Genomic DNA, 12,156 nt, shown 5'->3' on the forward strand with positions numbered 1-12,156 from the left:
CAATTAATTTATCACGGTTGGCTTCATCGTGAAAGCTTACTGAGGGATAACTGCTCCCATGCTCCCGTTGAAGTAAGAAGTAAATGTCTAGACAACTCTAGTATTTATATAGCAGATATGATAATGAATTGAGTTCAAAGCCATATCTAAGCAACAGGCTCTACTTGTTATTTTTAAGCACTTTCAGTCACAAATTCATTCCCTAACAGCTAATGCATCGATTTCGAGTAGAGGTTATTGCCAAAACACCAAACCCGCAGCAGGTGATTTATGCCGCGATGCACCAAGACTATACTGATGGGTTTGTGTTTGACGAGCGTGACTCCTGGCCTTCGGAGTTACAAAGCGGCGAAGTTATTGTTAAGCGACTTTTAGCGGGTGAGAGGGGACATTATGGGCCTTTAGAGCATCCCCAGATTGTTTTCAACTGTGGCTACTTTCCCCATAGTGTGATGCAGCAGGCCCGGACTCATCGTGTTTCTGTATCATTTGACGTACAATCTTTTAGATACACGGGCAACCAATTTATTGATGTAGTAGAAGGTAAGAAAGACATAGAAGATGTTTTTTACTTACGTCCCGTTGGTTATTACACTGATAGACAAGGCAAAAAGTACCACTATTCGCTAGAGCAACGAGCAGCAGATTTGCAATGGTGTCTAGAAGCAGCTAAACGATATAAAGCTGATTTTGAGGCTGGAATGTCTGAAGAACACGCAAGAGGTAAAGTGCCTTTTGATTATCGTCAGCATTTTGTAGTGAGTTTCAATTTAAGGTCTTTCTTGCATTTTTGCGACCTGAGAAATAAAAAAGATGCTCAACTTGAAATTCAAAAGTTATGTGAAATGATGTGGCCTCATTTTGAAGATTGGACACCTGCGATCGCACAATGGTATGAGAAGCAGCGTCTAGGTAAGGCAAGATTAGCACCTTAGATATTGGCGCTGATGTGATTTTGGTAGGGTATGAAACGTTTGATGCTTGTAGATGAAGCGATCAGCATAATATCCGTAACATTTATCGGCTTCAACTTTACAAGCACCTTACTAATTTTTTCATTTACGTATCGTGCGACTAGTACAAGAAGGCAAAAGTAAAAAGAAAGAATGCTTATTTTATAAGCTTTCTGGCTATTTTAAATGGGTAGTTTATTTACGCCGTGTTGTACTAGCTTAGTAGATTGCCAGGAGTTCTACTAATTGCATTCAAGGGATAATTAATAGACATCTCCAGAAATTAAATATGCGTTATCCAGAGTCCTTGTAGAGACGTAGCACTGCTACGTCTCTACATTCATTTTCACCAGATGTCTAATGTAAAAGTTCCCAATCTTGCAACATCAAAATCGCATCTTTATACAAAGACAAATCCACCTGGTTAACTTCTATTCCCTCTCCGATTCCTTGTAAAAGGGTAATTGTTAATTTTCCTCCCAAGTGTTCACGGAACTCGGTAAGCCCCCTAAATATACAATGCGGATGGTCTAGTTTATCTAACTGCTCAGTTAGTGCTGATACGTACAAAGTAAAGCCTAATTTCTTGAGTGTAGTTAGAACCCTTTGCCACTCTGATTGCAAGAGTTGCCCTGTTAAATATGAATAAGTCGTATCTAAAGCAATGCCGATCGCTACAGCTTCACCATGACGTAGGCTGTAATTAGTTAAATGCTCTAGTTTGTGAGCAGCCCAGTGTCCAAAATCTAAAGGACGCGATGAACCCATTTCAAAGGGATCGCCGCTATCAGCAATATGCTCTAAGTGCAGCTGAGAACAGCGATAGATTAGCCTTTCCATTATGTCCATGTCTCGATTAGCCAATTCATCGGCATTAGTCATAATGAAATCGAAGAAATCTGCATCTTTAATTAGCGCTACTTTCACCGCTTCTGCAATACCCGATCGCCAATCTCGATCGTCAAGGCTAGTAAGAACATCAAAGTCATTCAAGACAGCATAAGGTGGCATGAATGTACCCAAAAAGTTTTTCTTTCCGAAGGCATTGATTCCGTTCTTTACCCCTACACCCGAATCGTTTTGCCCTAATACTGTTGTTGGTACTCGTAGCAGTCGAATTCCTCGGTGAGCCGTTGTTGCTGCGTATCCTACCATGTCTAGGACGGCTCCACCTCCAATTGCTAACACGTAGGAGTGACGGCACAATCCAGATGCATTTATCTGCTGATGAATTTGCTCTATAAATCGAGAATCGTTCTTGACTTTTTCTCCACCTGGAACTACTATCGTTTCACCGCTCAGTGTTAGCACATCTTCATAACGCTGGGCATAGGCTGATAATTTTTTTAGCAACCCATCCTGGTACTGTAAAAATCCTCCATCTACCACTGCTAGCACTTGCTTTGGGGTTGTTTCCCCATCTACGGCAATAACTTGTGCGAGTAAAGGATTATCTAGCTGAAACAAACCCTTAGTGAAGTGAACATCATAATTGAAGGTTACGCGGACACATTGGTTAATTGGTTGCAGATTAAGAGCGGTTTTTTGTTGAATAGCCATTTGAATATTATTGTTTTTTAAATAACTGTAAATAGATACATTGCTGCAATTAGAGTTGACGGCACAATGGACATATTGAAGAAGGCAGAAGGCTCAGTTGGCAGAAGGTTTCGTTCAGATGGGGATTCAAACCCTCTTCTGTTCGAGAGCCACCAAATTTTCAATTTGGTGGGGGTCTTAAACCCTTGCAACCGACCGTCGCGCAGACGGTGACGCTCCTGCGTCGCTAACGCTACGCTATCGGGCAATCAGAGAAGGGATTTATCCCTTCTGCCTTCTGCCCTCTGCCCTCTGCCTTTCTTCGATAAATCTATTAAATACTTCAATATTTAAACGATTTACTAGACCCAATTTAACTACTAAACTAATCACACTTTTTAAGTGCTTTTACCTTAGTAGGTAAAGTCAAAATAGAATTAGGTTACAACTCTTATCAATGCCTGGACTTTATCTAGACTTTATACTGTATCTGATGTTGGCAATGCAATGGAAATCATTATTACATAGAATTCTAAATTTTTTCCGTAAGATAATTCAGTGTTCATCTAATTCAAATGATATCTTTACAATATCTTCTTTAAAGTCGGGAGAACTTTATAGATTCAGTGAATTTATGATCTCAGTAGAATACGAGCAAACTACTTCAATCCCAAAGTACCAAGTTTAGTGGTAGATTTTATACTTAGTTATGAATAAAGTAAACAAGTTACTGCATCAATGGCTGTTAAAGTCTGTTTCAGAAAAAGCTTTTACTTGGCTGGAACAGAAGCAGGCACAGATTGCTAGCGGCGCTGCGGAACGAGTGTTTTTTACGGCTTTTAGTGCTGTGCCGCGCTATCTCGGTAAAGAGGATTTGCAGCTAACATTCCAGGACTTAGAAGCAGCACAGGATGTAATTCCCGGTTGGTATCCTAGTCATTGGAGTATAGATCAAGCAGGTCGCACACTCTTACTTTTAGCTTTGCCCCACGATGATACTCAGGGGTATGTACAAACTCTCGATCGAGTCTTCTCCACTGCTGATATGGGGGAGTTAGTTGTACTTTATCAAAGTTTGCCACTCATACCACATCCAGAGTTACATCGCCACCGTACTGCTGAGGGAATTCGCAGCAATATGAGTAATGTATTTCAAGCCATAGCACTACGTAATCCCTATCCTGCAAATTATTTAGATAATGCTGCTTGGAATCAGATGGTGCTGAAGGCTGTGTTTGTTGGCAGTCCGTTGCATCTAATTTGGGGTCTAGATCGGCGTGCTAACCCAGAATTGGCGAAGATGTTAGCAGACTATGCCCATGAGCGCTGGGCAGCTAAACGCTCAGTTACACCAGAACTTTGGCGACCTGTAGGGCGGTTTGCCGATAGCGCCATCATCACAGATTTAGAAAAAGTACTGGCTAATGGGGCTATAGAAGAGCAAGAAGCAGCAGCATTAGCTTGTGCTGACTCTCCTTTACCCCAAGCGCAAGCATTACTTTCTCATTACCCAGATTTACAGTCATCCATTCAACAGGGTAATCTGACTTGGAGCAGTTTTAGCCGCGATGCCTGCGGCGAGCTACGCTAACACTTGTCAGTTTACAAATAAAAGGTAGTGGGGAGAGACGCGATTAATCGCGTCTGTACAAGGGAGACGTGGGAGACAAGGAGGACAAGGAAAATGCCCAATGCCCCATACCCCTCAAGAGTGCTGTTAGCGGTAGCGGGGCGTTTAGCCCGTAATGAGTGCTGAGTGGGGAATCTCATTTCTTTACTCAGCACTCGAAACTCGGAACTCGGAACTGTTTTGCCCAATGCCCAATGTCCAATACCCAATCATTAAAACCATGATGTTTATCGATCCTCACATTCACATGTGTTCCCGTACTACTTACGATTACTTAGTAATGCGGGAATATGGTATTGTCGCTGTCATTGAACCAGCCTTTTGGTTAGGACAACCTCGAACCAACGCCGGCTCATTTAAAGATTACTTCAGTAGCCTTGTGGGTTGGGAACGGTTTCGTGCTAGTCAGTTTGGCATCCAGCACTACTGCACAATCGGACTAAATCCGAAAGAAGCTAATAATGAGGCACTAGCAACAGAAGTTATGGAACTGCTACCACTTTATGCTTGTAAAGAAGGAGTTGTTGCCATTGGTGAAATTGGCTATGACGATATGACAGAAGCAGAGGATAAATACTTTTGTCAACAATTAGAATTAGCCAAAGAACTCAATATGTTAGTACTAATTCATACTCCTCACCGCAATAAAAAGGCTGGTGCTAGTCGGAGTATGGATCGCTGCATTGAATATGGCTTAGATCCCTCACAAGTAATTATCGATCACAACAATGAAGAAACCGTTGAAGAAGTATTAGGACGCGGTTTTTGGGCAGCTTTCACGATTTACCCACAGACGAAAATGGGCAACGCCAGGATGGTAGAAGTTGTCCGTAAGTATGGACAAGATCGGATCATTGTAGATAGTAGTGCTGATTGGGGTATTAGCGATCCTTTGGCAGTCCCAAAAACGGCTCAGTTGATGTTAGAAAGAGGCATTCTTGAAGAAGATGTGCGAGCAGTTTGTTATGAAAATGCTCTAGCTGCTTACAGTCAAACTGGGCAGATGAAAGCGTCAGATTGGCTCAATCCACAATCTGTCGATCAGCGTCAAATGTTCAGTGGTAATTCTGTGCTACGGGGACAGGAACCAGGAATCAAATCAATTTCAGATTATGTATTGATTGAGTAGAAAATTGAAATAGGGCATTAGAAATTGGGCATCGGGCATTATAAAAGAGATTTGCATCTTTGCGTTGTCAATGTAACTTATGGAGTCTCTTGGATAAATATTTGAGTGTTGCTGAGATTCTTGTAGGGTGGGCATCTTGAGCATCCTGCCAAACCAGTAAAATCATCCCACAAATAGGCGACACCAATATTTTTGTTTCACGCAAAGAAATTGTAGGAAAAGAAAATTTCATGAATTATTTGGAACAGCTATAGATACCTATATGATTAATCTGTAATATGCATTTTTTTGATAAATTACTAGACCTGGAGGTAGATAAGTGAATGTTGCAAGCTTAAATTTTCAAAGCTGGCGGGGTTATCTAGAATTGATGCGTCCTGCTAATATTGTTACTGCTTGGGCGGATATTCTTGTTGGTTTTGCTGCTTCTGGCTCTGGGGTTATTTTTGCTAAATTAATTAACGGAGAAGCAAGTTTTGCCGTACTAATTCCATTAGGTTGGTTGTTATTGGCTACAACTGGTTTATACGGCGGTGGTATAGTTTTTAATGATGTTTTTGATGCGGAATTAGATGCAAAAGAACGACCAAATAGAGCAATTCCGAGTGGTCGTGTATCTCGTCAAAATGCTGTTTTATGGGGGAGTATACTATTTGCGATCGGGATTATAGCTGCTTTTCAAGTATCGTTGTTGAGTGCTGCGATCGCTATTTTTATCACTCTTTCATGCCTCCTCTATAACTCAGTTGCCAAACATCATCCTTTTTTTGGCCCTTTAAATATGGGTTTGTGCCGTGGTAGTAACTTATTATTAGGCGTAAGTGTTGTACCCGAAATCATCGGAGAACGTTGGTATTTAGCGCTAATCCCTGTCCTTTATATTGCTGCGATCACCGCAATTAGTCAGGGTGAAGTTCACGGTGGTAAGAAGATTACGGGAGTACTTGCACTATTGCTAATTGCAATAGTTTTGACGGCAGTTTTAGCTCTAGGATTATTAGGAGAGTATACAGCGATCGCAGCACTACCATTTGCTGTTTTCTTAGCTATCAGAATCTTGCCTAATTTTATCAAAGCTGCACGTGAACCAATAGCCGAAAATATCCGAAATGCCGTGAAAATAGGTGTTTTATCTCTAATAGTCTTGGATGCAACAGTTGCATCTGGTTTTGCTGGTTTGTATTACGGTTTATTAGTGCTAATTTTGTTACCAATTTCGATGAAGTTAGCACAACTATTTGCTGTTACTTAAAGTTGAATGTACACATCCAGATGTTATACCAATTTAATGTGAAGCTGCACTAAATGAGTAACTCTCTATTCTTGGCGCTCTTCTCTAACGAGACGCTACGCGTTGGCGGAGCCTCTCGTAGAGAAGGCGTACTTGGCGGTTCGTTTAATATTCTGTGCATCTTCATACAGAATTGGTATTAAGCAAATATAATTCGCGGCTACACTGGCATTGTCCGCCTCCGCGAACTAAAGTCAAATTAAGGGTTTTAAAGTTTGTATAGACGCGGTTTCTAACCGCCCGTTTCCTGTTAAATCACTACCCATGAATATGTAGCAAGTATTTTGTGAAATAGTTTAAGCCAGAGATAACAGATTATATACAAGGGATAGAGCTAAAAAATGAAAATTACAAAAAACAATAATTTTCACTTAACTTATTGCAGCAATATTCATCCTGGTGAAAGCTGGCTAGAAGTTTTCGCTAATTTAAAAACCTATATTCCCGAACTCAAATCGCGTTTATCGCCTACAGAACCTTTTGGTATTGGCTTGAGGTTAGCAAATATCGCCGCAAAACAACTTTTAGAAAGTAATAACTTAGCTCAACTCCAAACTTGGCTGACTCAACAAGATTTATATGTTTTTACCTTAAACGGATTCCCTTTTGGCGGATTTCATCGACAGGTAGTAAAAGACCAAGTTTATTTACCAGATTGGTCTACCGAAGAACGAGTTGATTATACATTAAACTTGGCACAAATTTTAGCTACTCTATTACCAGAAGAACTTGACGGCGGAATTTCTACACTACCATTATCTTATAAACCTTGGTGGGAAAAAGACCAAGCAACTTTCGAGATAGTTTTGAAAAAGAGTTGTTTGAATATCGCATCAGTTGTTGTAGAAATGATTCGCATCCGTGAAGAGACAGGAAAGATACTCCATATTGATTTAGAACCTGAGCCTGATGGTTTAATTGAAAACACCTCAGAAATAATTGATTTCTATCAAAATTGGTTATTGCCAATTGGCGGTAATTATTTATCAGAAAAGCTAAATATTGAGCAGAGTTTAGCAGAGACTAAATTGCTAGAACATGTTCGGATTTGCTATGATACCTGTCATTTTTCGGTGGAATATGAGCAGCCAAAGTCTGTATTTACGCGTTTGCAATCGGCAGGAATTAAGATTGGCAAGATTCAAATCAGCGCTGCAATTAAAGTAAAAATACCTGCTGATGTTGAGAAGCGTAGTTTGATAGTTGAACGTTTACGTCCTTTTGCAGAATCTACCTATCTTCACCAGGTAATAGAACGTCGTAATGATGGTACCCTCCATCACTATCCTGACTTAATAACTGCATTACCACATTTAGAGCAATCTCTAGCTGAAGAATGGCGCACTCACTTTCATGTCCCAATTTTTATTCATGATTATCAAATTTTGCAATCTACCCAAGATGATATTGCTACTGTTTTGTATCTACTTCAGACAAACAATGCTTGCTCACATTTAGAAATTGAGACTTACACTTGGGATGTATTGCCATCAGAAATGAAAATAGATTTGCTGACTTCTATTCAGCGTGAATATGAGTGGGTATTAAAAGAACTCGCTGCAAATTAATAAGGAACTAAGTTTATGAAAAAAACAGTTATTCTAAATGTCGTAGGATTAACACCTAACTTAATAGGAGAAAATACACCGTTTTTATCTTCTTGGGCTGCTAAAGGTCAAGTAGTTCCGATCGCAACGGTGTTACCTGCTGTAACTTGTTCTGTCCAGGCTACTTATTTAACAGGAAAATTGCCTGATGAACATGGGATTGTCGCTAATGGTTGGTACTTCCGCGACGAATGTGAAGTTAAGTTTTGGCGACAATCTAATAAACTAGTGCAGGCTCCCAAAGTTTGGGAAGTCGCTAAATCAATTGATCCAAACTTCACTTGTGCCAACCTTTTTTGGTGGTACAACATGTATTCTTCTGTAGATTATGCCATTACGCCGCGCCCAATGTATCCCGCCGATGGGAGAAAATTACCTGATATTTATACCCATCCGGCTGATGTGCGATCGCAAATTCAATCTGATTTAGGAAACTTCCCTCTATTCGATTTCTGGGGGCCAAAAACTTCCATTAGTTCTAGCCAATGGATTGCCAATTCAGCAAAATGGATTGAGAAACGCTATAGTCCCACACTATCACTGGTTTATCTGCCACATTTAGATTACTGTCTGCAAAAATTTGGTAACAATAAAACACAGATTCAAGCAGATTTGCGAGAAATTGATGCTGTTTGTGGCGATCTAATTGAATATTATCAAGCACGTAATACTCAGGTAATTATTCTTTCTGAGTATGGCATTACTCCAGTTTCTCAAGCTGTAGATTTGAACCGTGTATTACGGGAAAATGGTTTAATTGCTGTACGAGAAGAATTGGGGCGAGAACTACTCGATTTTGGTGCTAGTATTGCCTTTGCTGTTGCCGATCACCAAATTGCTCATGTATATGTGAACGATCCAGCATATATCTCGAAAGTGCGATCGCTTTTAGAAGCAACCGAAGGCGTAGCCCAAGTATTGGATGACGAAGGTAAACAAGCCTACCATCTTGCTCATCCTAGATCGGGAGAGTTAGTAGCGATCGCACAACCTGATGCTTGGTTTACCTATTACTATTGGCTAGATGATGCAAAAGCGCCTGATTTTGCTAAAACTGTAGATATTCACCGCAAACCTGGTTACGATCCTGTAGAACTTTTTCTTGATCCGCAAATGAAATTTCCTCAAGGAAAAGTTGCTCTGAGGTTACTTCAGAAACAACTAGGTTTTCGTTACCTCATGGATGTGATTCCTTTGGATGGTTCCCTGGTGCGTGGCTCTCATGGTAGTATTACCACCTCTCCCAATGAAGGGCCTCTATTTATCACCCATCAAACTCACCTAGTTGATGAAAATCGAATCGAGGCGACGGATGTTTTCTCTTTGATTCTCAAACATTTAAATCAGGAGTAGGATTTGGGTGTCCTTCGTAGATAATAGACATCTCCAGAAATTAAATATGCGTTAGCCAGAGTCCTTGTAGAGACGTAGCACTGCTACGTCTCTACATTCATTTTCACCAGATGTCTAATGCCGTACATATCGTAAGACTCGCGCTCTTGCCAATCTGCGGTCTTCCAAATCCATTACACAGAAGGCACTACAGGGTTTTCCCGTGGTAAGAACACCTTAACTCGAACTTCTTCGGGGCGATCGCTATTATCACCCACTTTAATCAAGTGATACACACTCACTAATTTCTGTCCTGACCCAAGGTCAACACCACCTTGAAATTTGTGATAGGTAATGTTGGGTTTCGTTCCTCCACCCAATCTTGTAGAATTAATTGAGTCGAACAACTGTTCGATTTTCCAACCTACCAAGCTATCCGACTCGGTTTTATATTCGGAGGTTGTCGCCTTCCTCGCTGGTTCAGGTCTGGACTCCCTGATGTACGCTCGATAAATTCCCATTTATCAACTCTGACTTTGGGGAGTACTCACGCCACAGCCACCGCCACCACGCGAAAACCAACATTGTTGTTACGATTCGCGCGCGCGTTTCTATTGCGATCGGCAGAACGGCAATTCCTAGCGTTGTTGTTCCAAGAACCGCCACGCAGCAGCTAAAATTGACCTGCCACATGCTCAAACTCTCACCTAAGTGAGAAATTTGATTAAATGTAGTGTATAATAGTTTCGATATCAATACACCAGTTTTTGAAAAAAAAATTTTGATCCGCCTGTGGCGGTGAGGGAAAAAGAAGGGAAAAGAATAAGAAGTGCAGAGGGCAAAAGGGGAAGAGGGTAAAGAGCAAGGAATCCTCACGCCACAGCCACCGCCACCACGCGAAAACCAACATTGAAGTTACGATCCGCGCGCGCGTTACTAACGCGAACGGTAGAACGGCAATCCCCAGCGTTGAAGCTCCAAGAACCGCCACGCAGCAGCTTTATGTCATTATCTTTACCAGTAAGCCACGGACTACCATCTTTTGGCGCGTCTATATAATTATCATTATACACATCTTCACACCATTCCCATACATTACCATGCATATCGTATAAACCGAAAGAGTTAGGCGCAAATTTTCCTACATCTGTTGTTTGTTTACGATATTCGCCCTTTGGTGCAGAGCCGTAAGGATTGCTACCGTCGTAGTTAACTAAATCTGTGGTAATTGTTTCACCAAAATAAAATGGTGTCTTGGTTGCAGCACGACAAGCATATTCCCATTCAGCTTCACTGGGTAGCCTGTAGGTGTGTTCTGTTTTCTGACTCAACTTTTTACAAAACTCCACTGCATCATCCCAACTCACCTGTTCTACAGGTCGTTTCTCACCTTTGAAGTTAGAAGGATTACTGCCCATAATTTCTTGATACTGTGCCTGGGTAACTGCATATTTCCCCATGAAAAACTTAGGAACTGTTACTTGATGCAGTGGACTTTCATCTTCATATCTCTGTGCTTCCCCTTCCAGAGAACCCATCATAAAGCTTCCCCCTGGTATCTGCACCATTTCCAAGGTGACACCATTCCCTAAATTTTCTGCAAAATATTTCGCTTCCTCATTACGGCGGTTGGTGATATTTCCTTTTGCATTTACCGTCACAACTTCAAATTGAAAATTTTTTAAGGGATTTTTTTCAACTGTAAATATTCCCTTAGTGGAATTTTCAATACTAGGACGAGGTTGTGGTGAAGATGGTTCTTGACGTTCCCACCGCAACCTTTCAATTCTTTGAATTGCTCTAATTGCATCCATATCTCGCCCTGAAGCCGCAGCTAATACCCGAATCCATAATTGCTCTGCTAAATCTAAATTCCTGTTTACTTCTGCTTGGTAAGCATCAATTTTCAACGTGGCGATATCCGCTAGAGTTGCGTATCGTGGCACAAGTATTAAATGGGATTTATTCACAGGTTCAGCAATCACATAAGGTGTTTGCCTCCCCTTTTTATGCTTACTAACAATTTCCGGCACGCGAGACTTAAGATACTGATTCAAGCGTTCAACGGTGGCGCATTGACCTTGAATTCCTAACCCTTCTAGTAGTGCAGTAGTAAAAGCACCTTGTTGTAAAGCCTCAATTTCATAAGAATACTCCTGTGGGCTACAGGAAAATATGCTGATAACTCCTTGTTGACGTGCTTCTTCTGCCGTTTGTCGCCCAATTCCTTCGCCAGCACGAGTACCTAGACTACGACAAGCATCCAGAATTAGGACAACATTATCAGCACCGCAACGACGTAGGCGTTCAGCAACGAAGTTAATCGGAATTGCCGTTTCTTCAATATCTGCTGGATTGCCATCACAGGGCATGAGATAATCACGATCAGCGTGTCTTATCCCATGCCCACTGAAGAAGAACCAAAAGTTATCCCCTGCTTCCATGAAGGGTTTGTTGAATAATTCCAGGAAGACTTGACGCAAATTTGCGCGATTCGGGCGAGTTGATTTTCCGTCAACAGGAGGAGAGTCATCAGAGAAGAAGAATATCCGCTCAAATCCGGCTTCATTGCCCAGAAACTCTTGCATTAACAGTGCATCCCGCTTGGCATAGTTTAGCGGTTGCAGATAATCATACTGGTTAATTCCGATCGCGATCGCCCAATTTTTTGCCAT

The 12,156-nt window shown here is 41.3% G+C and carries 9 protein-coding genes and 1 pseudogene; 6 read left to right on the plus strand and 4 right to left on the minus strand.

Annotation, left to right across the window (positions count from 1 at the left end; all coding sequences use genetic code 11):
• Positions 1–212 precede the first annotated feature (212 nt).
• Positions 213–935: an FAD-dependent thymidylate synthase gene (gene thyX / locus V7K67_RS09080; RefSeq protein ID WP_334732643.1), complete on the plus strand. Its 723-nt coding sequence runs from the start codon at positions 213–215 to the stop codon at positions 933–935.
• Positions 936–1,310: 375 nt separating this feature from the next.
• Here thyX and V7K67_RS09085 read toward each other — a convergent pair whose 3' ends face one another.
• On the minus strand, positions 1,311–2,513 hold the full coding sequence (locus V7K67_RS09085) for a 3-dehydroquinate synthase (RefSeq protein ID WP_335166168.1): 1,203 nt from the start codon (positions 2,511–2,513) through the stop codon (positions 1,311–1,313).
• Between the two features lie 688 nt (positions 2,514–3,201).
• Here V7K67_RS09085 and V7K67_RS09090 point away from each other — a divergent pair.
• The 5 genes from V7K67_RS09090 (at position 3,202) to V7K67_RS09110 (ending at position 9,502) form a co-directional block, all read left to right on the plus strand.
• The gene (locus tag V7K67_RS09090; protein WP_335166170.1) at positions 3,202–4,083 is read left to right on the plus strand and encodes an EboA family metabolite traffic protein; all 882 of its coding nucleotides are present in this window, start codon (positions 3,202–3,204) and stop codon (positions 4,081–4,083) included.
• 226 nt (positions 4,084–4,309) lie between these two features.
• Positions 4,310–5,251 (plus strand): TatD family hydrolase, encoded by a 942-nt coding sequence (locus V7K67_RS09095; RefSeq protein WP_335166172.1) that lies wholly within the window; start codon positions 4,310–4,312, stop codon positions 5,249–5,251.
• Positions 5,252–5,570: 319 nt separating this feature from the next.
• Positions 5,571–6,503 carry a UbiA-like protein EboC gene (gene eboC / locus V7K67_RS09100; protein WP_334731346.1) on the plus strand — a complete coding sequence of 311 codons (933 nt, stop codon included), beginning with the start codon at positions 5,571–5,573 and terminating at the stop codon, positions 6,501–6,503.
• A gap of 380 nt (positions 6,504–6,883) precedes the next feature.
• Positions 6,884–8,110: a metabolite traffic protein EboE gene (gene eboE / locus V7K67_RS09105; protein WP_334731345.1), complete on the plus strand. Its 1,227-nt coding sequence runs from the start codon at positions 6,884–6,886 to the stop codon at positions 8,108–8,110.
• A 15-nt stretch (positions 8,111–8,125) separates the two neighbouring features.
• On the plus strand, positions 8,126–9,502 hold the full coding sequence (locus V7K67_RS09110; protein ID WP_335166174.1) for an alkaline phosphatase family protein: 1,377 nt from the start codon (positions 8,126–8,128) through the stop codon (positions 9,500–9,502).
• Between the two features lie 83 nt (positions 9,503–9,585).
• Here the strand turns inward: V7K67_RS09110 and V7K67_RS34325 are convergent, their stop codons facing one another.
• The 3 genes and pseudogenes from V7K67_RS34325 to V7K67_RS09120 form a co-directional block, all read right to left on the minus strand.
• The gene (locus tag V7K67_RS34325; protein ID WP_442943796.1) at positions 9,586–9,672 is read right to left on the minus strand and encodes an NADH-quinone oxidoreductase subunit C; all 87 of its coding nucleotides are present in this window, start codon (positions 9,670–9,672) and stop codon (positions 9,586–9,588) included.
• 6 nt (positions 9,673–9,678) lie between these two features.
• A pseudogene (locus tag V7K67_RS09115) lies at positions 9,679–9,807 on the minus strand (NAD(P)H-quinone oxidoreductase subunit J); the annotation flags it as partial.
• Between the two features lie 546 nt (positions 9,808–10,353).
• Positions 10,354–12,156, minus strand: coding sequence for an SUMF1/EgtB/PvdO family nonheme iron enzyme (locus tag V7K67_RS09120; protein ID WP_335166176.1), 1,803 nt, complete (start codon positions 12,154–12,156; stop codon positions 10,354–10,356).

The organism is Nostoc sp., from assembly GCF_036917155.1.
Lineage (GTDB): Bacteria > Cyanobacteriota > Cyanobacteriia > Cyanobacteriales > Nostocaceae > Nostoc.